This is a genomic window from Bacillus sp. ISL-57 (assembly GCF_018613135.1).
GTDB lineage: Bacteria > Bacillota > Bacilli > Bacillales > DSM-1321 > Peribacillus > Peribacillus frigoritolerans.
This window is the reverse complement of record NZ_JAGGQV010000001.1, coordinates 94033-119748: the sequence shown is the minus strand read 5'-3', so window position 1 is coordinate 119748 and position 25716 is coordinate 94033. Positions and strand designations below refer to the sequence as shown.

Here is a 25716-nt window from a genome sequence, read left to right as displayed (position 1 = left end):
AAAACAACACAGGGCATGACGCTATGAACTTAAGATTCTATATCACTAGTCCTCCTTCCTTAAGGCTATTTTGAAAAACGAAGCGAATCTAACATCACTACGTCATGATGTTAGTACCACTTTCTATGTGTATAATACACTCTGATTTTTTTAAAGTCAATTTAAAAATCAGAATATTTAGATAACAAAATGATCATTTTCAAATAAAAAACGATGTCCATTAAGTCGGCAATTTTAGTTATTTTACTTCATTTACCTTTGGTGTTTCATCCAACACACTTTCCGTAGCTGACGTTACTGCCTTCTGCTTCCTATCCAGCATTTTCTTTAATAGATATGAAAAAATCAATGTAAAAGCAATTCCCTTAACAATCGATGCATAACCATAAACCAGAAAGCCCAAGATCAGTACGATAAGATTAATAATCCTTATTGTCGCAGCAATATCTATTTTTTTATTTTTGTGATGTAAAATTAAGGCGATAACGTCAAAACCAACCGTGGAGGCATTTGCTGTTATACATAAATAATATCCTATCGCTATCAAAATCGACGAAATGAAAATCACTAAAATGATATTCATATCAAACTGAATGTTCAATGAATAAAAAAAGTTAAAAAAAACCATATAGCTAAGGGAACTTACGATCGACTTAAAAAAGTACTCTTTCCCTAGAAACACTAAACAAATGATTAACAGTATTCCTGTAACCAAATTGGCGAGCATGGCAATGTTATAGCCCAATAATGCATTCAATAATAATGCCGAGCTAGTTACCCCGCCATTGATGATTTCATTGGGAACGATTAAATAAGCATAGGCAAAGGTCATGGAGATGTTTCCTGCGATAATTTTCAATAAATCCTTCATAAATTCTCACCTTCCTGTTCGATATTTTGATAATTCTCTCCCCTCTAAATATATATTTATACTTGAACGTTAATAAGATTCGAACCTTTCACTTTTCAATATTTTGGAATGATATTTCGAAGAATGCATTTTTCTGTTCAAGTGATTACAATTATTCGCTAACCAGAATCCTCTCTCCTTCTAAATAAAAAAAATAAAATATCCCCCTTAAAACTTGAAGATGTTCATGGCTACTACATAATCATTTAGACATTGCAGATTTTCTATACAACTTATGTAACTTGTGATTACCTTGAAGCCCCAATGCCTTTGTTTTAAATAATTTGGATTCCACAGGGTTGGACAAGTAGAAGGCTTATAAAACTTCGTCCCCTTACATAATCACATTGGTCAGAAGGCAAATGCAAAAGCATACCCGCTAATCATTCCCAAAAAGTATTATTCCACAATAAAAAGCTGAGGGGGTCCCCCTCAACTTTTTATTATCCATTAATTATTTCCCAAGAAATGTTACTTTCAAGGTTATGATTATCCATTTCATGTCAAGGATAATGCTGACTCATCCTTCATTAGCCTTTTACGATAAACCATATTGGATAGCTGTACACTCACTTCATAAAGCACAAGTAAAGGGACGATAACCAAAATGTCCGAAATTATATCTGGAGGCGTAATCAGGATCGAGATGATGACCAGGACGAAATAAGAAATCTTGCGAGACTTTTTTAACACTGCTGGATTGATGATGCCTAATCTGGTCAGGAACATGACCACAAGCGGCATCTCGAATAAAATCCCGAAAGGTAAGATCAAATTAATCATGAAACGAAAATACTTTTCCGCAGTGAACATCATCTCGAACTGCCCGGCCGATAGGGAAGTTAGGAAACCCAGCACTATTGGAAACAACACAAAATATCCAAATGAGATACCTGTGATGAATAGAATGAACAGTCCGGGTATGAAGCGAAATGTAACCCTTCTCTCTTCCGGTTTCAAAGCTGGAGCCACAAAGCGCCATAACTGATAGGCCGCAAGCGGAATCGTTGCAGCTATTGCGCAAACCCCAGCAATAATCATATATACCCACAGGATCTCACTCGGCCCGAGCACGGCAAGCTTTCCTTCCAAATCTTTAATAAGTAAATTATAAATATCCTGTACGAATATGAAGCTCATTATGAAAAAAGCCACAAAGCCTATCAGTGTTTTAATGATTCTGCTTCGGAGTTCCTCCATATGCTCAATAACGTGTAAATCCTTACTCTCCACTTTCACTCCCCCTTTTTAGACATATTATTTGCCATTTTGCAAATAGCGCTTCCCCTCTAACCCTTCTCATGAAAAGAAGCAGGCGAGTCTTTCCGCCCGCTCTATCTCATTCACTTCATCCCTCTTTTTTAACAGCTCTTAATGCAGCTTTATTCTCATTTTCATCTTCTTTTTCTGTATCATTCACCAATCCTTTGGTTGCACTTTTGAATTCCGATAATGTCCGGCCAAATGCACGGCCTATTTCCGGCAGTTTGGACGGTCCAAAAATAATCAGTGCAATCACAAGGACAATCACCAAACCGGGTATTCCTATATTTGAAAGCATTCTTACTCACTCCTCTGTTCTTCTCATTTTTCTTCGCTACATTCCTGTCAAGCATCATAAGGATTCCCTATCAATTAGTCACTTTCCCCTGACTTTTCATTCTTTGTTTTTCATGTGCGCGATTATGGGCACGTGTCCGATCCTCCTCGACTTCGTTCGTTTTTTGTGCACCTTCCATAACCGCTGCTGATGCAACCTTTCGCAGCCCTGTTTGATCTTTATCAAAAACAAAGGATGCTCTTGTCGATATATCCGCACCTGGTTCTGTCACGAATGGGACTACACGGTAATCCGCCTTCCATTGTTCTGGTGTTACTTTGCACCGGACATATCCCCTGTAATCATTAAAGAACTTTATATGCGGATTCTGACTTAGTATTTTATCCGTGTCCGCACGCTTATCCGCACCATTTCCGCCAGATGTGATCGAAGTGCCGACAAACTCCACACCGAAAATCCTTGAATTTGGATCATCGAAATCCGCCTTTAAATTGGCGGCCCAGCTTGCATGTACATCACCGGTCAACACGACCAGATTTTCCAGGTTGTTGCTTTTGATTACATCAATTAAGCGATCGCGTGCAGCCGGGTAGCCATCCCAGGAATCCATGCTGAATTTGGGAGCGGTTGGTGTTCCATAATTCCGTTGTGCAAAGAAAATCTGCTGAGGCAGAACATTCCACTTCGTTTTTGATTTTGATAAATTGTCAGTTAGCCACTGTTCCTGCTCTGGACCTAGTAATGTCCGTTTCGGATCAAGTGACTCAGGCGTTTGCGGTGAACTTCCATCACCGTTTGCCTGATCATCCCGGTATTGACGTGAATCCAATACAAAGAAAGAGGCCAGGTCGCCATATGTGAAATTTCGGTATAACCTCATATCCGCTCCCTTAGGCAAAGATGATTTTCGAAGGGGCATATGCTCATAGTAAGCCTGATAAGCGGCGGCCCTTCTCTTGATGAAAGCTTCTACCGATTGCCCTTTTTCCGGGATGACATTTGCATAATTGTTTTCAACTTCATGATCATCCCAAGTCACGACCCATGGGAAAGCTGCATGTGCCGCTTTTAAATGGGTATCAGAGCGATATTGTGCGTATCTATTCCGATAATCTTCAAGTGTAATGATCTCTGGTCCACTATGTACACGGACATTACCTGTAGAAGAAACATATTCATTTGGGCCATATTCATATATATAATCGCCAAGGTGGAAGACAATATCCAGATCTTCCTTTGCCAAATGTTTATAAGCCGTATAATAACCATGCTCAAATTGCTGGCATGAAACAAACGCGAATGACAAGCTCGATACACTTGAACCTATTGGCGGAAGTGTTTTCGTTTTCCCTGTCTGACTTACTTCCCCGCCGCTTTTAAAACGGTAAAAATAGACTTTATCAGGTTTTAATCCGCTTACTTCCACATGTACGGAGTGGCCAAGTTCCGGCCTTGCTATTTCCTTGCCTTGCTGGACAATCTTTCTGAAATTCTCATCCTTTGCCACTTCCCATTTAACCGAAATGGCTTCTTTTGGCATTCCTCCGCCATTCAACGGATCAGGTGCCAACCTTGTCCATAAAACTACACTGTCCGAGAGCGGATCACCTGAAGCTACACCGAGAGTAAATGGATAATCACTGAATTTCGGGGCAGCATTCACTTCAATCCCGCCCATTGATTGGGCAAGGGCAAGACCTAATGAAAGTCCGGCAAGCTTACTTGCTCCCTGGATAAAGTTTCGGCGGTCCATATTCTTACCTAATTCGCTCCAATTCTTAATTAAATCATCCATTGCTCTTTCATTATTCATTGATCTTTCCCTCCTATTATTTGAATCTGGTTCAAGTATAGTATGGCCCTTTTAAAGGTGTATGAAGATGTGTAAATCAATAAATCAAGAAATTAGGAATTTTTAGGCAGGTCTTATGATACCTATTGAATACAAAAAGAGTTTTGATTCACTCATGCATTTACATAGCCCTACAAACTTTTACATATAACGACAGTCTTTCAGCCTAGTTCTCTTAACGAATCATTTATTTAATCGTTACAAATAACTTCAATAGGCTATTTTTACAATAAACCTCCAAAACTATAAAAGCCTAAAGAAGCCAGCGAAATAATGGAATAAAAGAAAGATCGCCATCACTTGGTTGGATCCCACCTCAGGAAGGAAACCTTGATTCAAAGGAAGGTTTAGAATTCATCATGGTTTTCTAAAATCGGACTAAAAATGCTTTAGTAATAATTTTATAAGTGAATACTCACTTCAGGTTTAAAAACATCCCAATTTATGTAATAATAGTTTCATAACAAAAAAAAGAAAGCACTTGAGGATTCTGCATTGGAGAGTATGGAAGCATTATTTGAAAAAATTGAGATATTGAGGAAAGAACTAATAACCACCGGATTGATTTATGGATTTACTGCTCCAAAAACATTACATAAAAGCCAGGAACTAGATGAACTGTTGAATTTACTTACAAATGAAAAAGAACCAAATGATTTAGAATATGTCTAAAAAGATCCATGAACTAATACTTCATGGATCTTTCTTGGACTTTTACCTATTGCTTCCTAGTATAGTCTTCTACCTTATTTCGTGTAGAATTCGCCATGGGAATAGAACATAAAAAAGTTATAATAGAAAGATAACCAGACATCAAGGGGACGTACAATGGATAGTAATGATAAATCTAAGATTTTTTAATGCAGGAGTTACTAAAGCTAAAACTTTCACTAAGACATGAATTAAATCGTGTCACTCAAATAATAGATCATTTAAACCCGGATCAAGAGGCTGTACTTCCTTTAAAAGATGTGTCAATACATAATGAATTGTTGGACGATAAAGATATATTCTCCCTTGTTAAATTACAAATGCAGAAAAAGATCTCTAAACCGAGTTATGAGGCTTGGATGAAAGATGTGTACTTTTCTTCTATTGAAAGTGACCAAATGACATTAGTTGCACCTAATGTATTCGCTCGAGATTGGCTTGAGGAAAGGTACTCTGAATTAATTAAATCCTTGCTGAAGAGTTTCAATGGAAGAGATTATACGATTCGATTTATTATGAAGTAAGGGAACTCTTAACCAACCAAACGAAGAAGCTATAAAGGCTCCTTCGTTCGTTATAAGAAAATAATAAAGTACATGTTATATGCCTAAAGCTTTAGTCTGAGATAATATGAAGTAAATAAGCAGTCAACTGGCTGTTTTTTCGTCCGGAATTTCCCCAATTTCATAAGTTTAGCGTTTACTAAGCATTCATTTTCCTATATCTTACGGTCATATCAACGATTGTCAATAATAAAACAAACCATAGCATAGGATTATTCAAAGAAATTCCTACAGTAGATTTTCCGCCCATTACCGTTAATAATCCTATTAGCACTAACATATAAAAAATAAATACTGCTTCTCCAATTAATGCATTTTCACAATCTTTTTCAGTCTTTCGATTAATGATAATATAGACAACCGCTAATGAGATCATTCCAATTGTCAGTGCAGTTTTAGGAATGTCTTTGAGAACGAGATGAGGGAAATAATCAAAAATCATTAGACAAGAAAATAATAAAAAGATACTTATTCTCAATAATATTTTCAAATTCATCTTATTCCCCATTTCCTCGATTTATTATTTCCCAAACCAGTAATTGCATTGGAAATATTGAACTGATTTAGGTGATGTGTAATTACTTTTGCCATAATGAACCACTGTCGCATGATAATTTCTTTTCTTTTCTGCAGTGCTATATGAACTTGATACCCAAGAACCCACGTAAGTTGGACTAATTTTGGACCAGCTATTTAACTTTACAAAAAGCCAATTAGCGAATACACTATCTGTCAGTTTTTTAGGAATCTTTTTCATCATATATGCAAAAATTAGATTTTTGGCTTCATTTAGACCGGTATTTTTGTAGGTTCTATAAATAGGAGCTATTTCAGTTATTGTTGATCCACCTGAAATAGGTCCATATGCAGTTATACCACCAGAGTTAAGTGTATTAATACTCATAACTTCATTATATAGATTTTCAATCTCTTGCTCCGTTAAAATTGTATTACTTATTATTTCTAGTTCATTAAAAGAATAGGCATGTTCGTTTACTTCTTGTTGTGTCGATGTCTCGTTGCTAACTTCTATACTTGCAAATGAAGGAGCTACAAAACTAAATAAAATAATCAACGATAATGAAAAGGCAAATATATTTTTCATAATATTCTATTCCCCTTCTAGTAGATTTTTTCTTAACATTTTTCCTACATTTAAGAAATAAATTCTCTCATAGAAAGAAGATGCGGTTTATGGAGTGATCTAAGTAGAGGCTGAAGGCTGAGGCGGGAACAATTTTGATTTCTATATCTGTTTATAAAATCCTCTCCTTTCCATGGTTAGGTATTATCTACCACTTTACATTAACATTAGTATGAAAATATAACTAGATTTATTTTGTTTTTATAAAAATATATATAAAAAAGGGTCTGAAGAATCATTATCCAAATTATCGTTACCTCTTTTAGAAGCTGTGGGATTTTATGACTTCATTCAAGACTTGAAATATGTCTCAGTCAAGATTTTTTTCGAAAGAAGTAGTTTTTTATGTTCGGTCAATTCTTTGACTGGTTCACATAGACGTCGTAAAAGATACTATTTATTATGTCATCTAATAATTTTTAAAAGTTTCATTTCCTCATACATTTAAATGCTTTTATAATATTTGTTAACCAATATCAAAATAATATATTATATTAATTTTTTTTGATTGTAATTCCACTTATTGCTTTTGAATTAAACGATTGGTTCGTTCATTCAATAAGAAAAAGAGCCGTTGTAACAGCTCCTTGTCCCCTCTTTCCCCCTTTTGGACCGAATGATAGAGGAATGTTTCTCCTACTCTTTTTTGACTCTTTGCAAGCGTTTGACCTTATATTGTTCAAAATCCCAATTCGACAAAAATTCTTTTGCAGAAGTATAGCCTGATTTATAGAGAAAGTCGATTTCATCCTCATTCAGTTCAAAATCCGTTGCGTTGATGCCGCCAGTAGGAATTTGAATCGTGCGTTCAATCGTTTCTTTGTTCATATAACGTAAATCATGGGCTTGAAGCATCGTTTTAAATATATTTTTGAAAAGGTGGATTGGCGTTGGTATAACCGCATCTATGTTAACTTCAGCTTTCACAAAATGGAATCCAAACGTTGGAAAGCGAGGATTGTCGGTATCAAAAATCCATATCGGGAAGTTACTAAGTAAACCACCATCTAAAATGTAGGATTTTTTCCGGTCTTTTGATTTCCAAATAACCGGACGGAAGAAAAATGGTAAGGAGGCACTCATCATTACGGCAGTTGAAACTTTTAAATCAGCAGGAGTCATCCCATAGCGATCCAAATCATCTGGCAAAATAAGCATCTGGCCATTCGAAACATCCGAAGCAATTATCTTCAACTTTCCATCTGGAAGATCCGCGAATGTCTTAATCCCTTTTTCTGAAAGAAGTGAATCCACCCATGTTTCCAAATAATCGTTTTTGTAAATCCCGAGATGAACCATAAGCTCCAAAAAGAATCCACAAATGGGAATTCGATTCAGAATTGTCCTGCCTCTAAGCTTTGAGTAATTGATTTCACTAAACTGTTTTCTAATTTCATGGCTTTTATAGCCACTAGCCAAAAGAGCAGCTATTATTGCTCCTGCTGATGTCCCAGCAAGTCTCTCCCATTCTACTTTTTCCTCTTCCATTGCTTGAATCGCTCCAATAAAAGCAATTCCCCTGACCCCCCCACCTTCAAAAACGGCATCTGCTCTCATTTTTTTCCACCTCTCGATAAGAGTTACTATCATATTAACAATATTTGAAAATAAAGTGAATTTTCACACTCTTGGACTCTTTGATGGCAATCAAACGTAATAACAATAGTAGGATAGCATCTATTATCATGGTATGTAGAAAATGAAGCATTTGCATGGACAAATTATCAGATTAGGATGCAGCTTTTGATAAAGGAGTTCTTTAAATGATGTCGAAAAGGATATGTAACAATTAAAGGAGTGAAAAAATGGAAAATAACCGCGCCAAGAAAATGTATGATTACCACGTTTGGGCTAATCAGCAAGTGTTCCAAAAACTAAAACAATTACCGGAAGGAGTCTATGGAGACACGATAAAAAGTGTCTTTCCATCTATCAAGGAAGTTCTAATTCACCTTTACGCAACAGATATTACCTGGTTGGAGATAATGAAAGGACGCACAGTTCAAGAAACTTTTAAGAAAGTTGAACAGCGGCGGAAAGAAGTGGACGGAATCACATTAAATGAACTGGAATCCTTATATGATGAACTTGCAAAGGATTACGACAATTTCCTTACTTCGCAGCCTGATCTTGAACGGACCATTGTAACCGAACATCCGAAAATGGGGGCTTGTGAGTTTGTACTTGCCGACCTCATCCATCATGTAGTGAATCATGGGACCTATCATCGCGGTAATGTATCAGCGATGCTCCATCAACAAGGCGAGAATGGCACACCTACAGATTATGTTTTTTACTGTTTAAAATAAGCGGTTTGACAACCTATAAGAGTGGCAGTAACATGCCGCTCATTCCAGATGAAAGCCGATGATCCTCTTGCCAAGGAATCATCGGCTTTATTTGGATGATTATAATCCATACGCCCGTAGAATGGTATATGCAGTCAGTACAACTGCCTTCTATATATGTTACATGATCATTAAAGCTTTATCCGTTGAAGGCGAAGTGCATTCAATACGACTGACACAGAACTGAAGGCCATGGCAGCACCCGCTAACCACGGGGCAAGCAGTCCGATTGCCGCAATTGGTATTCCGATTACATTATAGGCAAAAGCCCAGAATAGGTTTTGTTTGATATTTTTCATCGTCTTTCTGCTCATGAGGATGGCATCTGCAATACTGTTCAAATCACCCCGAATCAAAGTGATATCGGCAGCCTCCATGGCTATGTCCGTCCCGGTTCCTATCGCCATTCCTATATCGGCTAGTGCCAGCGCGGGCGCATCATTTATCCCATCACCGACCATTGCCACAGTTTTACCGGCGGCCTGCAGTTTTTTCACTTCTTCCGCTTTCCCTTCAGGTAGGACTTCTGCGATTACATGGTCAATGCCAACTTGATGGCCGATGGCATTTGCTGTTCTTTGATTATCCCCGGTTATCATGATGACCTGGGTATCCATTGCTTTTAACCTTTTAATCGCCTCAAGCGAGCTCTCTTTTATCGTATCCGCAACAGCAATGAGTCCTGCATATTCCCCTTCAATGCTAGCGAGCATTGCAGTCTTCCCTTGCTCTTCAAATTCTTCCATCGCTGTTAGCGCCTTAGTGATATCCACGTTATTTTGCTTCATCAATTTACGGGTTCCGATGAATATCACTTTTTGATCCGCCACAGCTCTAATCCCGTATCCAGGCATCGCTTCAAATTCCTCAACCGCTGCAAGTGAAATCTGCCTTGCTTGAATTCCTTGAACGATTGATTGAGCAAGAGGGTGTTCAGATTGTTTTTCAGCTGCACCGATTAATGATAAAAACTGTTCTTCCTCCATACCATTCTCAATGAGGACATCTGTCAACACAGGGGTACCATTCGTTACCGTTCCCGTTTTATCCAGGATGACCGTATCGATATGGTGGGTGGTTTCCAGATGTTCCCCGCCTTTAAATAAGATGCCGAATTCGGCAGCCCTTCCAGATCCTGCCATGATAGAGGTGGGAGTGGCCAGGCCTAGAGCACATGGGCAGGCTATGACTAGCACTGCAATCATCGCTTCAAAAGCAGGTAGGAATTCTCCAGGGTTAACCCAAATCATCCAAACCAGAAAAGTTAAAAGAGCGATTCCGACAACAATGGGAACGAAAACACCGGAAATTTGGTCAGCAAGCCGTTGAATCGGCGCTTTCGAACCTTGAGCATCTTCGACGACTTTGATGATTTGGGAAAGAGCTGTATCCCTTCCTATTTTAGTCGCCTTCATTTTGAGAAACCCATTCTTATTCAATGTTGAACCGATAACAGTATCCCCGTTTGTTTTATCGACCGGGATGCTCTCACCCGTTAACATGGATTCATCGACGGCAGAGTTCCCCTCGATTACCTTGCCATCGACAGGAATCTTTTCACCCGGCTTCACCAAAATCGTATCCCCTACGATGACTTCTTCAAGTGGTATTTCCCGTTCTTCCCCATTTCTTAAAACCAATGCCGTTTTGGCCTGAAGCCCCATCAATTTTTTGATGGCCTCGGAAGAACGTCCTTTTGCTTTTGCTTCAAATAGCTTCCCCAAAAGAATGAGGGTGATAAGAATCGAACTGGTTTCGAAATAAAGTTGTGCCGTATTGTGATGGGAACCCATCGAGATGATCGCCTGATAAACACTGTAAAAATAGGCAGCGGATGTTCCCATCGCGACTAATACATCCATATTGGCACTTTTATTTCTCAAGGCTTTATAAGCTCCAACATAGAACTGCTTTCCAATCAAAAATTGAACGGGGGTTGCGAATGCCATCTGCACCCAAGGATTCATGAGGAAATCAGGCATATAGATAAACGAAGTAAAACTAAAATGGCTTACCATCGCCCATAACAATGGGAATGATAAAATGACCGAAAAGATGAATGTATTCTTTTGTTTTTGTATTTCTTTTTGACGGAAATTCACGGATTCCATTTTATCTTCCTTGATGATCGCCCCATACCCCAGCTTCTCCACCCGTTGAATGATGTCAATTGGGGAGGCTTGGGAAGGATCATATTCGACGGTCGCATTTTCAAGCGCTAGATTGACATTAGCCATGCTCACCCCATCCATCTTATTTAACCCTTTTTCAATTCGGTTTGCACAGGCAGCACAGGTCATGCCAGTAATCGTAAATTCCTTTTTCTCTTTTACTACATCATAGCCAAGATCTTGAATTTTCTTTTCAAAGTCCTGGTTGCTTACTTTTTCCGAATCATATTTAATAACCGATTTCTCAAGTGCAAAATTAACGGTGGCTTCCTCAACGCCTTCCATTTTGTTTAACCCTTTTTCAATTCGGTTTGCACAGGCAGCGCAAGTCATTCCTGAAATCTGTAAACTTGTTTCTTTTATTTGGCTGCTCACTTCATTCCGCCTCCCTATACCGCTATGGGGTATATTTCCTTGTAAAAAAGAAGTGCTTAACAGCACTCTCATAATTTACTCAACATCATAGCCTTGATCATCGATTGTTTCTTTTATTTTCTCAAGTGATACTTTTTCCTTGTCAAACGCTACATCTACTTTTCCTGCATCCAAATGCACCTTTACGCTTTCAACACCCGCAAGTTTTCCTACATTCCCTTCAACTGCATTCACACAATGACCACAAGACATTCCACTAACATTCAATGTTACATTTTCCATTTTATCCACTGCTCCTTTATTTTTTCATTAATTTTTGTATCGTTACAAGAACTTCATCTATAACCTCTGTATCCCCTTCATTCAGGCGTTCCACCACACAATTCCTTAGATGGCCTTCCAATAAAATCTTGGCTACACTATTCATCGCGCTTTGTGTAGCTGCTATTTGGGTGATCACATCATCACAGTACGTATCTTTTTCAATAAGACCCTTTATACCGCGAATTTGACCTTCAATTCGATTTAACCGTGTCGTTAAATTCTTTTTTACTGCTTCTGAGTGATGACTCTTTCGGCCGTGGGAAGAGGTCGTACAGCATTCTTCTTCATTCTTCGCATCTTGCCCATTCATCATTTCATCCATTGCCCATCCCTCCTCAAAAATAATATACCATACCCTCCTACCCTATGCAAAGAGAAAGATTTATGTTCCTTATTTATTACTATTCGTTTATTAAAGTTTCTTATTCTTAAGCTAAGAAAAGCACAGGTTGTAGTTGGACTATCCTAAACCTATACCGCCAAGATCCTTTTTGCCAAGAATACGATTAGTCAGTAAATACCCAGGTAACACAAAACACTGCGATACTAATGTACCCTCAGCCAGACTGAGAACAAACTTGAAGAAAAAAATCAGTAAATATATTCTTACCCATTAAAACCCACCGTCCATTCTCATTACACTTATTGAAACATAAAAAACCCCGGATAAGGGACACTTTTTTATGTGTGTCCCTTATCCGGGGTATAGTTCATGTATCCTCAGCGTTTTTTTCATTCAATTTAAGATTCCAATTTGTAATCATCACAGTTCTTTTGAAATATTATTATTCCTTTTCTTTTTCACTAAAAGAATGATGGCAATGATAAAAGCAACTGCGCTGTATAACCAGGTATACATAAAGGCTAGGCCCAGTCCGATATTCGCGTCCATATAATCGTTTTTCACATGATCTATGGCTAAATATAAAAGCGGTGCAGCTCCAATGATGAACAGGATGACCCAGAGAACATTCTTTTTCGGATTCTTGGTTGATAAAATAATAATGATGAAGGACAACAAGAGAAACGCTTCTGAAACTATCGTCAACGTTACCAGATTGCTCATAATCATTCACTCCTAATCGTGGTTGCATAAAGGGAATATATTTATGTTCCCTTATATCTATGCTACTTTTCGTTCCTATAATATTAACTTTAAAAAACCTGAACCCCTCCAACAGGATGAAAGATCCAGGTTTGATGTTAATTTTTCTTGGATAATTGCAGGGCATTCTTGATGCTTTTCAATGATTTTGAGCTACCGTACATCAAGACTCCACCCCGATAGATTTTGGCTCCGATTATTCCAAGTAAAACAATCGTTAAGATTAACACTCCTATGCTGATGGCGATTTCCCAGAATGGAACATCAAGCATCCCCACGCGCAAGAACATGATCATCGGAGTGAAAAATGGAATGAATGATGTGATCGTAATATAACTGGCTGACGGATTCCCCAGTCCAAACATCGCAATCATGAAGGCGATGACAACTAACATGGTCATCGGTGAAATCATTTGCTGGACATCTTCAATTTTGCTGACAACGGATCCAAGGCATGCTGCAAGAGTCGCGTACAGAAAATACCCAAGCAAAGCGAAGATGATTGCATAAATGATCGTTGAGATATCTGTGCTGCCGAAACCGAAAAATGAAAAGAATCCTTCATCCATCCCCGTCAAGTTTTGTTTAATCGAGAAATAGCCCACCCCAAAAAATAAAATCATTTGAGTAAGACTAAGTAAAGCAACACCCATTATTTTGGCAAACATCTGTGTGACTGGCGGGACACTTGAAATCAGGATTTCCATGACTCGTGAAGTTTTTTCAGTTGCCACTTCCATTGCAATCATCGTTGCATACATCAACACACCGAAGTAAATCACGAATAGGAGCACATACACGAGACCGCGTGCTTGATTTAGATCCTCTTCCGTTTTTGCATTCTTCTGAAGTGCAATCGTATCAAATGCTGGCGGCGTATTTAATTGAGCGATTTGCAGCTCTGTCAAATTCAATTCCTTCGCCGTTATTTGACCCTTCAATTGGGTAAGTGCTAATAGCAAATCATTACTTACCGCAGAATCTGAAATTTGATTCGCTTTGTACGTTCCCTTAAAGCCGAGAGTTTTATCCTTTTGGATTAATAAATACCCAACGATTTCTTCCGCGCTGACCATTTCCTCCGCTTTCTTTTCATCCTGGGCTGATAGTATCGATAGGTCATCGTTCACACCTGCTACCGCATTTTTATAAGAATCAAATAAACCGCCTTCAGTCTGATCGATTACGGCAACCTTTTCCTGTTCATCACTGTCGAATTTATCAATAAGATTCGAAAGATTCGAAAGAACGAGAATCAGTGCCATCATAATGATTGTAGAAATGATAAAGGATTTCGTCTTTAATTTTGATAGGTATGTATGGGAAAGGACAATCCAAAATTTATTCATAGACTGCACCTACTTTTTCAATGAAAATATCCGTCAGCGATGGTTCTTCCAATTCGAATTTCCGGACGAAACCTCTTGGAACAAGTTCACGCAGCATGCTCTCAGCCACATTTTCACCAGTTACTTGAAGAACTTTCCCTTCCATCGTGTTCTTCACTTTTGTTACACCTTCATAATGATCCAAGAAAGATAGATCAAAATCCGCTTTAATTGACACATTCTTTTTACCAAAAGAACGCTTGATTTCTTTTAACTTTCCAGCCACAACAGGTGAACCTTTATGCATGATGCAAAGATGCTCACACATCTCTTCGACATGCTCCATGCGATGGCTCGAGAAAACGATCGTCGTGCCGCTGTCCCTTAAGTCAATGACCGCTTTCTTCAGAATTTCCACATTCACTGGATCCAGTCCGCTGAAGGGTTCGTCAAGAATAAGTAATTCAGGTTTATGGATCATTGATGCGATCAGCTGGATTTTTTGTTGATTTCCCTTTGAAAGCTCTTCAACTCGCTTATCGATATAATCTGGCACCATGAAGCGGTCCAGCCAATACTCCAATTCTCTCAAAGCATCACGTTTGTTCATCCCTCTTAATCTAGCCAAATAAACAATTTGATCACGCACCTTCAGTTTTGGATATAGTCCGCGTTCCTCAGGAAGATAGCCAATCATTGAGCTGGTCGTATAATCGATTTTCTTACCATCCCAGGTCACTTCCCCTTCAGTAGGGTCAAGCAGGCCGAGTATCATCCGGAACGTGGTCGTTTTCCCTGCTCCGTTCCCGCCTAAAAAGCCGAACATTTCTTTTTCGGGGATAGTTAAATCAAGCTTGTTGACCGCCGTGAAATCCCCGAATTTTTTCGTAACTTCTTTAATTTGTAAAACCAATGCAAAACCTCCTAATATATGATTCTAATTACATGTTAACGGAAAGGTTTTCCAATTTCAACTATCGCCAAGGAGCAAATAACTCTTTTCTCCTTCGATTGTATGTAAATTTCCGGAAAAAATTAACGTTTCACGTCTGCCCTTTCGTTTGCCCTTTACCCTAATGGTATTTTTTCTGCGAAACTTAAGACAGAACCCCCTTTCCCTTCCTATTGGTAATATTCACAACCCCGTACGTCTCCTGCCTTTCCCTCACGCAAGCATGTTACTAAACTGAAAGCCCTTTTTTTTGGAAACGAGGCAATAATAAAAATAGATTGCTCGCTTTAAAGGACACATTTCCCAACTGTCGCTAATGATTCTATTTTATTTTACAATCGTTACTTTTACATTTCTTTTTTCAAGCAATTTTCTTGATGCTTCATCTATTTCTCTATCCGTAATGACCTCATCCACTTCACTAGGCGGAACGATTAATGAAAACGCCTTTTTTCCAAACTTTGAGGAATCCACCATCAGGATCACTGCATCCGACCTTTCGATCATTTTCTTTTTTAATAAAGCCTGCCCTTCATTAGAATCACTGAGTCCTTCTTCTAAGTGAATCCCCTTGCAAGACAAAAACGTTTTGTTGACATGATACATCGTTAATGATTTCTCTGCTATCGGACCAACAAATGATAAAGACTTTGACAGCAATCTTCCCCCGGTTGAAATAACCTCTATTTTTTCTTTTTTACTCAATTCCATCACCACTTTGGTGGAATTGGTAATAACCGTTAGCGGTATGTTTGGTAAGGCTTTTGACATATACCAGGCAGTTGTACTTGCATCTAAAATAATCCTGTCACCTTCCACTATCCGCTTTGCCGCTTCATATGCTATCACTTTTTTTTCGTTGACATTTGTTATCACTCTTTCGGAAAAATGGATTTCCGAATCATCTTCTTGCAGGCTAACGGCACCGCCGTGGCTGCGTTTTAGTTTTGTTTCTTTCTCAAGCTTTTCGAGATCACGTCGGATTGTTTCCTCTGTTACTGAAAAGATTTCACTTAATTCTGTAACACGAATACTCGAACGTTCATTTACGAGTTCGACAATTTTTTGGTGTCTTTGAGCTACAAGCATACCAACTTTCTCCTATCTATATAATCTTTGTTTACTTTTGTTTGTTTTTGTATTGTAACATATATAAAGCCCTCTATATAAATAGAGAGCTTAGGAACTGCCTTTTTTCATTGATATCGTTATTTGGCAATTAGCTTAAAACCTTCAATAATTTCTTCAATATCTTCATCACTAATATCGATTACTTCGCCAATACTTTTAGCGTACACCAATGCTTTTGCACTATATTCAGCTACTTCTAGCCTATCAAATACACTCAGTAAACTTTTTCCTGAGACAACTGCATACCCATTTTCAATTAATAGGACAGGATTATCCTCTGCTAGTTTATCTGCAATCATTCTATTATGATCTTCTCCCATTCCAAAAGGCACTTTATCTATATCCCGAAGTACAATGTAGGCCTCTGGAATTATATGTGTATTATATTTAACATCTGTCACAGCATAGGCCATTAAAAATCTTGGGTTCGCAATGATTACGGATGTAAGCTCCGGGTTTAACTCATATATTTTTTGATGAAGCTCAAAAAACTCACATGGTTCCTTTCCAGCTTCACTATACTCCTGATGAATCAGAACCAATTCATCTTCCTTAATATATTTACGGTCCTGTTGAGCAGGCGTGATTAAAATAGAGCCATCTTTAAGGCGGGTTGAAAAGCTGCCTGAGATACTTGTAAAAAGCTGACGATCATATAACCGTTCCAATAACCTGATCATTTCTTGACGGCAAGAAACCTCTTCGACAGAATGGTGCTTCATTTCTATCTGTGTTAATTTATCCGCTTTATATAAATCTATTTCTTGTAAATTTTGTTCGGTCAGTTCAAATGGTTTCCCTATATTCCTTGCATTTATTTCCATACAAGCAGTATCTTCAAGTGTTTCAAACAACTTAAAGGCATCAAATATAGTGGGTTTCCCTACCACAATACCATGATTCTCCAATATGACCGCATCCCCTCCTTTTGCAAATTCAGCCGAAATATTTTCCTTTAATTTGTCGCTTCCAGGGATCGCATAGGGTGCAACCTGAAGGGAATCTGCTACACTCTTATATGCATGTAAAAGCAACTTTGGGTTTGGTCCTTTACGAGCCATGCTAAAGGAAACCAAAGCCGGGGGATGTGCATGTACGACAGCTTTTATATCGGACCTTGCTTCATAAATTCCTTGATGAAAAGGAAGCTCTACCGATGGTTTATGTTTCCCTATGAATGTACCGTCCTTTTTGACGCACATGATATCATCCATGGTTAATGCTCCTTTATCAATTCCCGATGGAGTAATCCAAAGGTCACCATTTTCATCTAGAATAGAAAGGTTTCCTCCTGAAATTGTTGTCATGCCATATTTATAGACACGTTCCATGATCATAACAATTTGTTTGGCTGGATGCAGATTTTCATTCATACTTTATCACTCCTATTATTTACATTCTTCTTTCATGGAAATTGCTTGTTTGAATTTTTCAATCAGAGATGATAATTCAATTTTTTCTTTTGGCTCATATTTTTTTATAAGGAACGAGTGTTCTATTAACTGACGTGCCGTTTGTAAATCGCTTATTTCATTGCCTGAAATCATTTGTACTAGTATATTCCCAATCGCCGTAGCCTCCGTTGGTCCAGCGTATATGGTTTTCCCGCTAAGGTCTGCTGTAAGTTGATTAACGAATTCATTTTTCGCCCCTCCTCCGACAATATGAAGTTGCTCGATTCTTTTCCCGGTTATCTCTTCTATTTGCCGAATGGACATCGCATAAATAATAGACATATTTGTAAATATACAGTTCGCTAATTCGCCCACTGTATGTGGAATCTCCTGATTCGTCTCCCGACAATACTGCTGAATTTCTTGAATCATATTTTCTGGATTTAAAAATCGTTTATCATTAAAGTTGATGAACTGCGTGCACACCTTTATTTTCTCTGCCTCATATACAAACTGCTCGAAGTTATAGTCTTCCTTTAAATGTCTTCTGACCTCTTGAATAACCCACATACCAATGATATTTTTCAGAAAGCGGTAGGTTCCGTATGCACCCCATTCATTTGTATAATTGTTTTTAAGGGCTAACTCATTCACTATCGGTTTATCGCTTTCAATCCCAAGCAACGACCACGTTCCGCTACTAATATAGGCCCATTTCTCTCCATTACCAGGTGAACCGACTATGGCGGAAGCAGTATCATGTGAAGCAACGATAATCACTTCTGTATTGGGAAGATCAAAAGTAGAAAAACGTTCTTTCATCAGTTTCCCTAATCGTTCTCCCGGATTAACAAAAGGCGGGAATTGATCTTTTGACAATGCAATCAGGTTTAGTAACTCTTCATCAAACTTCTTCGTGTTTACATTCAATAATTGCATCGAAGAAGCACTTGTAACTTCTGTGACCTTTTTCCCCGTTAGGCAGTAACCTAAATAATCTGGCACAGTCATGACATTCCTAGTGACTTTCAGGTTCTTTATATCTTCTTCGTACAATTGGTATAACGTGTTAAATGATAAGAATTGAATCCCCGTTTTTTGATAAATGATTTCTTTAGGTAGTGTTCTTGTGACCTTTTCGATTGTATTTTCGGTGCGCTTATCACGATAAGAGATAACTTCTTGCACTCTGTGTCCATTATCATCCAACAATACGTAATCCGTTCCCCACGTATCAATTCCAAGTGTACAGTGGTCGTATCCAAGCTTTTTTGCTGATTCTAACCCCTTTAAGATTTCATTCAATAAATGATCAATATCCCAAAAACAGGTTTCATTTTGGGAGGTGAAACCATTCGCAAATCGATGGATTTCTTCAATTACTAATTTCCCGTTCTCCATTTTCCCTAAGACCAGCCGGCCACTTGAAGCACCAATATCCACCGCAATATGTATCATTAGTCCACACTCCTCAATTTCTTTAAACCGTGCATTATGGAAATATGATCGCGGCCAAAGAAGTCATGCAGTTCTAAATAATAAGCATACAGTTGTTGATAAATACTTACATTTTCTTTAACCGGTATAAAAGTATCTTCTTTTACTTTTGCCATCTTAGAGGATGCCTCCTCTATGGAATCATACCCACCATTTATACGGCCGGCAGCCGTGGCAGCGTATATGGCTGCTCCTAATGCAACCACTTGTTCCCCATCCGCGATTTTAATTTCACGATTTAAAATATCGGCATATATCTGCATTAACAGTTTATTTTTTTGAGGTAATCCGCCACAGGCAAACAAATCGTTTATCTCTATACCATCATTCTCAAAGGTTTCAAGGATTTTCCTTGTTCCAAAGGCTGTTGATTCTAAAAGTGCACGGTATATTTCTTCCGGCTTCGTGGAAAGAGTAATCCCTGCTATCACACCTGACAAGTTCGCATCTACAAGGACTGTTCGGTTGCCATTCCACCAATCTAACGCCACTAACCCAGATTGACCAGGCCTTAAGCGAGAAGCCTTTTTTTCCAGTAAGCTATGTAGATTGACACCTTCTTGCTCAGCTTCTTTCTTTACATACTCAGGAGCAGTTTGCTCAATATACCATGCAAACGAATCGCCAACAGCCACCTGACCCGTTTCATAACTGAATGATCCGGGAATTATTCCATCCTCCACTACTCCACAAATACCTTCTACTGTTTGTTTTTTCTCAGAAATTAACATGTGGCAAGTAGAGGTTCCCATCGTCATCACAAATTGGCCTGGATGGACAGCTCCTACAGCTGGAACACCTGCATGGGCATCGATTATGGATACAGAAACAGCCGTACCAGATTTCAACCCCATCTTCTTAGCCATCCCTTCTGTTAAACCACCCGACCGTCCAGCAATGGGTAATACTTCACCACGCATTTTTGTATCCAGTATATCCAGAAGACGTTCATCAATAGCCGCTAAAAAAGCAGGGTCCGGATATCCATCTTTTTTATCCCAAAATGCTTTATAACCGCTCATATTACTGCTGCGTACCAGCTCATTCGTCAGTCGGAAGGTAATCCAATCTCCGGCTTCCATAAATAGATCCGTTTCTTCATAGATATCAGGTGATTCACGTAACACTTGTAAAATCTTAGGGAACATCCATTCAGAAGAAATTTTCCCGCCATATCGTTGCAGGAATGGTTGATTCGTTGCCTGTGCAATGCGTGTAATATCATCCGCTTCTTTTTGTGCGGCATGATGCTTCCATAATTTGACCCAACTGTGAGGGTCCCTTTTCCACTTCTCATCAAAACAAAGGGGATTTCCTTTCTTATCAACAGGCAAAATGGTACATGAGGTAAAATCGATTCCAATGCCTATCACATCATTCGCATCTACTCCGCTTAACCGAATCACTTCAGGAACAGAAGTGTATAAAACGTCCAAATAATCACCTGGATGCTGGAGAGCCCAATCTTTTTCAAGTTTACATCCGTCTGGAAGCCTATTAGACAATACTCCATGACGATAAGGTGTAACATGTGTAGCCATTTCATTTCCGTTCTCTATATCTACTAGCAGCACTCTTCCTGATTCAGTGCCAAAATCAATTCCGATTGTATATCTCTCATTCATCCCTTCATCATCTCCTAACATGCAAGTCTCGCAATGATATTTAATAAAAAGGCCCCTCTAGATAGTTGAGAGGGGACTTTTCGGTCAATCTAACCTTAAAAATTAAAATCAGCTGCATTGTCTTTCGTAAAATCTGTCGGTGGTCCCATGATGATTGTTTTTCCATCCTCCCACACGTCAATTTCACCTACATTTTCAACTTTCAAACCATCTTCTGGTTTCTCCCCTTCAGCTAGACGTTTGGCGAGGGCAACTGTTAAATAACCTAGTTTGTCTGGCTCCCAAAGAATGGCTACATCTAGAGATCCATCATTTAAATATGGTGAAGAGTCTTTCGGTAGAGCAGTTCCAACAACTGTTATATCTTCTTGCAGTCCTTTTTCCTGAACAGCTTGGGCTGCCCCAAGAGGTGCCGGAGTAGAAAAAGCCATGATTCCTTTTAATTCAGGATTTGATTTTATTAAATCCAGTGTTTTTTGGTATGCCACCTGTTGTTTTTCATCTGTCGCGATTTTATCCGATACTAATTCAATACCTGGATAATTCTCTTCCAGTTCTTTTTTTGCTGCATCAATCCAGGTGTTTAAGTTTGCTGCTGAAAGCCCTCCAGTTAATATAGCGATTTGCCCTTTTTCAACACCCATTTGTTTTACGAGTGATTTAGCGATATGGCGACCGTATGCTTCATCGTCTATTTGGTGGACAGATAATTCTACAAGGGATTGATCAGCTGGTGTATCCCAATCCATTACAATTATTCCTTCATCCTTCGCCTTTTGAAGGACTGGTGAGAGTGATGCAGCGTCATTTGGTGCTACTGCGATTACATCCACATCTTGACTAATTAAGTCTTCAATGACTTTTACTTGCTGTGCAGCATCCGGTTCCGTAGGTCCTGTGTAAATGGTTTCCACACCAAGATCTTTACCTGCTTGAATCGCTCCTTTTTCAGAAGCATTGAAATATGGTATCCCCATTAATTTTGGAACTACGGCAATTTTCAACTTCTCATTACCACCTCCGCCACTTGTTTCTTTTTCACTGTTCCCCGATGCTCCTTCTTGTGATACACAGCCTGCTAACAGTCCCCCAGCTAAAATAGCTGTTGCCAATATCCCCGTCATTTTCTTCATAATGATCCCCCTTACAATTTTTCTGATTTTTCACTAAAGTATTTTCAGAGATTACATGGTCATGTAAATTACGCTACAGAGTTTGAAGGTAACTTCTTTTGACTTTTTTCATCTAATTTCGTTTTCACGAAGTTTATGACCAATACCGTGATTAAAATAACCCCCATCATCACAGTCACGATCGATCGTGGTACACCCATTAAGTTCAATCCACTTGATAACATTTGGAAAATGACCACTGCGTAAACAGTGCCGATAACTTTGCCATAACCACCTTGAATTTCAGTTCCGCCAAGTACGGCTGCCGCTACACTTTGTAATAAATAAGAAGATCCCAGATCCACTTTTGCAGTATTATAACGGGATGTCATAATAATGGAAGCAATTGTGGCAAGAAGTGCCGCATATAAGTAAACCCTCATTAATACCTTGCTATTATTTATACCTGAAAATAATGTGGCGATCGGATTGCTACCCACCATATAAACACTTCTGCCCCATTTGGTTTTTGACAGCAATATAGCTGTTATTATTGCAAATAGTACAAAAATAATGATGGAAAGAGGAACGATCCCCATATAGTAGCCGTTTCCAATTAAGCTATAACCCTCACTGAATCCTGAAATTGAATTTCCTTTCGTAATGCTTAAGATCAAACCTTCAAAAAGCACCATCGTTCCGAGTGTTACCAGTATTGGCGAAACACCGATTTTTGAGATGAGTACGCCGTTAATCAATCCGCAACTCAGCCCGACTAAAACACCGATTAAGATTGCGCCTAGCATTGGGTATCCGCTGCTTGCCATAAGTGCGATTGTCACGCCAGACAAGGCAGCTGTATACGTAATCGATAGGTCAATCCCTCCAGTTACAATCACCACCATCATTGCTAATGCGATTAAACCAAACTCCGGGAGCTGGAACATCATATTGGTTAAATTATTTGAAGAAAAGAATCCAGGTATTGAAAAACTCATTAACACAAACAAGCCTGCTGTAATTACACCTAAAGTATTTTCTTTTGATATTGAAAGCCGTTTCATTTTTTCACCTCTTTCTTACGCTTCCACTTCAATTTTCGCTAACTTATCTTTTGAGCGTTTATATTGAATGTGGTCGTATGACACAGCCAGTAATATAATCAATCCAGTGAATACTTTTTGCCAGAAGGTATCAATTTTTGCCAAGATAAGTCCATTTTGTACAATGCCTAGCAGAAGAACGCCCAAAACAGTTCCCAAAATGGTACCGCGCCCCCCCATGATGTTCGCACCGCCCAAAACAACGGCTGCTATGACCATCAGCTCCAGACCAAGCATTCCATTAGGATCCACAGACTTTGTATATGCTGTTTGAGCAATGGCTGCTATTCCTGCAAGAAACCCCATATAGGAGAAAACAAATATTTGAACTTTGTCAAAATTTATCCCAACCCGAATGGCTGAATCTTTATTACCGCCAATCGCCAATACTTCGCGACCGATTAATGTGTATTTCAAAATATACCAAGTAAACAGTGCTACGGCGATAAAAATTAGAATGATGATAGATATACCAAACATCTCAAAACTGGCAAACTTGATGAATACGGTTGGAAAACTGCTGCTGTTCAAATACTGTCCATTCGTAATGTACAACACGAGCCCATTAATGATACTCATCATTCCAAGTGTCACGACAATAGCTGGAATTTGAACCTTTGCAACAAGCAGTCCATTCAGTGCACCTAAACAAACCCCAAGAAATGGCCCAATCAAAAAGAGTAATAGTATAGAGATGGGATGGTCAGGCATGAGCATCATTACTTTTCCAACGATGACACAGACAGCGCTTGTAACAGCGGCCACCGATACGTCAATCCCGCCAGTGATGATTACAAGTGTCATACCCACCGCCAGAATTCCAAGTACAGCATTCCCTTTTAGTACATCCAGCAAATTGTCTACAGTAAAAAAATACGGGCTTAAGAATGTCAACGTAATACATAGAAGCAAAACAATCATTGCGATGCTGATTTCCTTCGACTTCAAAATGGCGTTCATGTACGTACCTCCTCTTTTAGCGGAAGCCCTTTTTTGGAAGGAGATTGAGAACCAAGCAGAGCATAATTCATGATATTTTCCTGTGTCGCTTCTTCTATACCAAGCTCTCCGGCTATTCTTCCATGTCTCATGACCAAAATCCGATCACTGACAGCAAGTACTTCTGGAAGCTCTGAAGAAATCACAATAATGCCTATTCCTTCAGCAGCCAGTTCCCTCATTAACTTATGAATTTCTGACTTCGCCCCAATATCAATCCCATTCGTCGGTTCGTCAATAATTAGGATTTGTGGTTTAGTAGAAAGCCACTTGCCGATCACGACTTTCTGTTGATTTCCGCCTGATAGGTCACCAGCTGCCCTTTTAGGCAAAGCGGGTCTAACATCTAGCGTTTTCATATAATGATCAGCCAGCTTAACTTCTTCCTTTCGCTTAATCAATTTGAATTTATTTCTCAATTGTTTCAAAACAGGTAATGAAATATTATTGATTATGGACTGGCGAAGGATGAGACCTTGCGTTTTTCTGCTTTCTGGAATATATGCAATCCCTTGCTTTACAGCATGTTCAGAAGAGTTGATTTTAGTAGAAACCCCATTTATTTTCATACTTCCATCGTAGGGCCTGTTGACCCCGAATATCGCTTGTGCAAGCTCTGTTCTTCCTGATCCGACAAGTCCTGTAATCCCAAGGACTTCTCCAGCTTTCAATTCAAAGGAAATATCTTTAAAGTTACCTTCTTTTGATAAACCATTCAGTTCCAAAAGAGTTTTTCCTGTTTTTCCTTTTACCATATTCTTGTTATATAAAATCTGACGTCCCACCATTAGTGTGATTAATTTATCTTCATCAAGTTCTTCAGTTTCATAAGTGCCGACATATTTCCCATCTCGCAATATTGTAAATCGATCGGAAACAGTAAATAACTCTTTTAACTTGTGGCTGACAAAGATTATGGAAATTCCGCGATCCTTTAATTTTTGTATAACTTTATAAAGCTTTTCAACTTCCCCTGCGGATAGGGATGAAGTCGGTTCGTCCATTACAATTAACTTGGAATCAAAAGCGAGGGCTCTGGCGATTTCAATCATCTGCTGTTGAGCAATGCTTAATTTTTCAACGGGTGTATGAACATCAATCTCAAATTCTAGTTCTTTAAGTGCCCGTTTTGCTGTATCCTCCATCTCCTTCCATCTAATCTTTTTCCATGGTTTTTTGTCACTATCCCGGCCAATATAGATATTTTCAGCTACAGATAGGTTTGAAAATAAACTTAAATCCTGATAAATGATTGAAATGCCTTTTAGCGTAGCATCAATCGGTTTTTGAATTTCGGCTTCTTTTCCTTCAAAGTAAAACTTGGCGCCTGGGTCCGGTCGATAAATGCCAGCTAATATTTTAATGAGCGTTGATTTCCCGGCACCATTCTCACCTATTAACGCATGAACTTCTCCTTTTTTCACTTCAAGCTGAACGCTATCCAGTGCTTTTACACCTGGGAAGGTTTTACTGACATTCGTCATTTGCAATAAGAAATCAGACATGTTTCT

The 25716-nt window shown here is 38.8% G+C and carries 24 protein-coding genes; 3 read left to right on the top strand and 21 right to left on the bottom strand.

Features of this window, described 5'->3' with window-relative positions; all coding sequences use genetic code 11:
• Positions 1-238: 238 nt before the first annotated feature.
• The 4 genes from J7I90_RS00535 to J7I90_RS00520 all read right to left on the bottom strand — a co-directional run bounded on the left by J7I90_RS00535 (position 239) and on the right by J7I90_RS00520 (position 4284).
• Positions 239-871, bottom strand: a complete 633-nt coding sequence (locus J7I90_RS00535; protein ID WP_214767663.1) for a YitT family protein — start codon at positions 869-871, stop codon at positions 239-241.
• 537 nt (positions 872-1408) lie between these two features.
• Positions 1409-2110, bottom strand: coding sequence for a twin-arginine translocase subunit TatC (gene tatC, locus J7I90_RS00530; RefSeq protein WP_251025064.1), 702 nt, complete (start codon positions 2108-2110; stop codon positions 1409-1411).
• 148 nt (positions 2111-2258) lie between these two features.
• A complete protein-coding gene (locus J7I90_RS00525) occupies positions 2259-2471 on the bottom strand; it encodes a twin-arginine translocase TatA/TatE family subunit (protein ID WP_096338675.1) in 213 nt (70 codons plus the stop codon).
• Positions 2472-2541: 70 nt separating this feature from the next.
• A complete protein-coding gene (locus J7I90_RS00520) occupies positions 2542-4284 on the bottom strand; it encodes an alkaline phosphatase D family protein (protein ID WP_096338676.1) in 1743 nt (580 codons plus the stop codon).
• A 543-nt stretch (positions 4285-4827) separates the two neighbouring features.
• On the opposite strand from J7I90_RS00520, the gene J7I90_RS00515 reads away from it, so the two are divergent.
• Together J7I90_RS00515 and J7I90_RS00510 are read left to right on the top strand one after the other, a co-directional pair.
• Positions 4828-4995, top strand: a complete 168-nt coding sequence (locus J7I90_RS00515; protein WP_082352106.1) for an aspartyl-phosphate phosphatase Spo0E family protein — start codon at positions 4828-4830, stop codon at positions 4993-4995.
• Between the two features lie 188 nt (positions 4996-5183).
• A complete protein-coding gene (locus tag J7I90_RS00510) occupies positions 5184-5558 on the top strand; it encodes a DnaA N-terminal domain-containing protein (protein WP_214767626.1) in 375 nt (124 codons plus the stop codon).
• Positions 5559-5736: 178 nt separating this feature from the next.
• Here J7I90_RS00510 and J7I90_RS00505 read toward each other — a convergent pair whose 3' ends face one another.
• From J7I90_RS00505 to J7I90_RS00495, 3 genes are all read right to left on the bottom strand, one after another.
• Entirely contained in the window at positions 5737-6039 is a 303-nt protein-coding gene (locus J7I90_RS00505; RefSeq protein ID WP_214767624.1) for a hypothetical protein, read from the bottom strand.
• Positions 6040-6117: 78 nt separating this feature from the next.
• Entirely contained in the window at positions 6118-6702 is a 585-nt protein-coding gene (locus J7I90_RS00500; protein WP_214767623.1) for a hypothetical protein, read from the bottom strand.
• Positions 6703-7377: 675 nt separating this feature from the next.
• Positions 7378-8298 carry a patatin-like phospholipase family protein gene (locus J7I90_RS00495; RefSeq protein WP_214767622.1) on the bottom strand — a complete coding sequence of 307 codons (921 nt, stop codon included), beginning with the start codon at positions 8296-8298 and terminating at the stop codon, positions 7378-7380.
• A gap of 248 nt (positions 8299-8546) precedes the next feature.
• On the opposite strand from J7I90_RS00495, the gene J7I90_RS00490 reads away from it, so the two are divergent.
• Positions 8547-9050, top strand: coding sequence for a DinB family protein (locus J7I90_RS00490; RefSeq protein ID WP_214767621.1), 504 nt, complete (start codon positions 8547-8549; stop codon positions 9048-9050).
• 170 nt (positions 9051-9220) lie between these two features.
• Here the strand turns inward: J7I90_RS00490 and J7I90_RS00485 are convergent, their stop codons facing one another.
• From J7I90_RS00485 to J7I90_RS00420, 14 genes are all read right to left on the bottom strand, one after another.
• Entirely contained in the window at positions 9221-11635 is a 2415-nt protein-coding gene (locus tag J7I90_RS00485) for a heavy metal translocating P-type ATPase (RefSeq protein WP_311380982.1), read from the bottom strand.
• Positions 11636-11710: 75 nt separating this feature from the next.
• Entirely contained in the window at positions 11711-11917 is a 207-nt protein-coding gene (gene copZ / locus J7I90_RS00480) for a copper chaperone CopZ (RefSeq protein WP_053534714.1), read from the bottom strand.
• A gap of 16 nt (positions 11918-11933) precedes the next feature.
• On the bottom strand, positions 11934-12272 hold the full coding sequence (locus J7I90_RS00475) for a metal-sensitive transcriptional regulator (RefSeq protein WP_214768378.1): 339 nt from the start codon (positions 12270-12272) through the stop codon (positions 11934-11936).
• A 450-nt stretch (positions 12273-12722) separates the two neighbouring features.
• Positions 12723-13025 (bottom strand): hypothetical protein, encoded by a 303-nt coding sequence (locus J7I90_RS00470; RefSeq protein WP_096338702.1) that lies wholly within the window; start codon positions 13023-13025, stop codon positions 12723-12725.
• Positions 13026-13162: 137 nt separating this feature from the next.
• Positions 13163-14413 (bottom strand): ABC transporter permease, encoded by a 1251-nt coding sequence (locus tag J7I90_RS00465; protein WP_214767619.1) that lies wholly within the window; start codon positions 14411-14413, stop codon positions 13163-13165.
• A complete protein-coding gene (locus J7I90_RS00460; RefSeq protein WP_214767618.1) occupies positions 14406-15305 on the bottom strand; it encodes an ABC transporter ATP-binding protein in 900 nt (299 codons plus the stop codon). Before J7I90_RS00460 ends, J7I90_RS00465 begins: the two co-directional genes overlap by 8 nt.
• 366 nt (positions 15306-15671) lie before the next feature.
• Positions 15672-16433: a DeoR/GlpR family DNA-binding transcription regulator gene (locus J7I90_RS00455; protein ID WP_101221779.1), complete on the bottom strand. Its 762-nt coding sequence runs from the start codon at positions 16431-16433 to the stop codon at positions 15672-15674.
• 119 nt (positions 16434-16552) lie between these two features.
• The gene (locus J7I90_RS00450) at positions 16553-17848 is read right to left on the bottom strand and encodes a class II aldolase/adducin family protein (RefSeq protein ID WP_214767617.1); all 1296 of its coding nucleotides are present in this window, start codon (positions 17846-17848) and stop codon (positions 16553-16555) included.
• Positions 17849-17863: 15 nt separating this feature from the next.
• The gene (gene rhaB / locus J7I90_RS00445) at positions 17864-19327 is read right to left on the bottom strand and encodes a rhamnulokinase (RefSeq protein ID WP_214767616.1); all 1464 of its coding nucleotides are present in this window, start codon (positions 19325-19327) and stop codon (positions 17864-17866) included.
• Complete coding sequence (locus J7I90_RS00440) at positions 19327-20991, bottom strand: ribulokinase (protein ID WP_214767614.1); 1665 nt, start codon at positions 20989-20991, stop codon at positions 19327-19329. The genes rhaB and J7I90_RS00440 overlap by 1 nt, the downstream gene beginning before the upstream one ends.
• Positions 20992-21086: 95 nt before the next feature.
• Complete coding sequence (locus J7I90_RS00435) at positions 21087-22124, bottom strand: autoinducer 2 ABC transporter substrate-binding protein (protein ID WP_214767612.1); 1038 nt, start codon at positions 22122-22124, stop codon at positions 21087-21089.
• A gap of 68 nt (positions 22125-22192) precedes the next feature.
• On the bottom strand, positions 22193-23167 hold the full coding sequence (locus tag J7I90_RS00430) for an ABC transporter permease (protein ID WP_214767610.1): 975 nt from the start codon (positions 23165-23167) through the stop codon (positions 22193-22195).
• 15 nt (positions 23168-23182) lie between these two features.
• Positions 23183-24166 carry an ABC transporter permease gene (locus J7I90_RS00425; protein WP_214767608.1) on the bottom strand — a complete coding sequence of 328 codons (984 nt, stop codon included), beginning with the start codon at positions 24164-24166 and terminating at the stop codon, positions 23183-23185.
• The gene (locus J7I90_RS00420) at positions 24163-25710 is read right to left on the bottom strand and encodes a sugar ABC transporter ATP-binding protein (protein WP_214767606.1); all 1548 of its coding nucleotides are present in this window, start codon (positions 25708-25710) and stop codon (positions 24163-24165) included. The genes J7I90_RS00425 and J7I90_RS00420 overlap by 4 nt, the downstream gene beginning before the upstream one ends.
• Between the last annotated feature and the right edge of the window lie 6 nt (positions 25711-25716).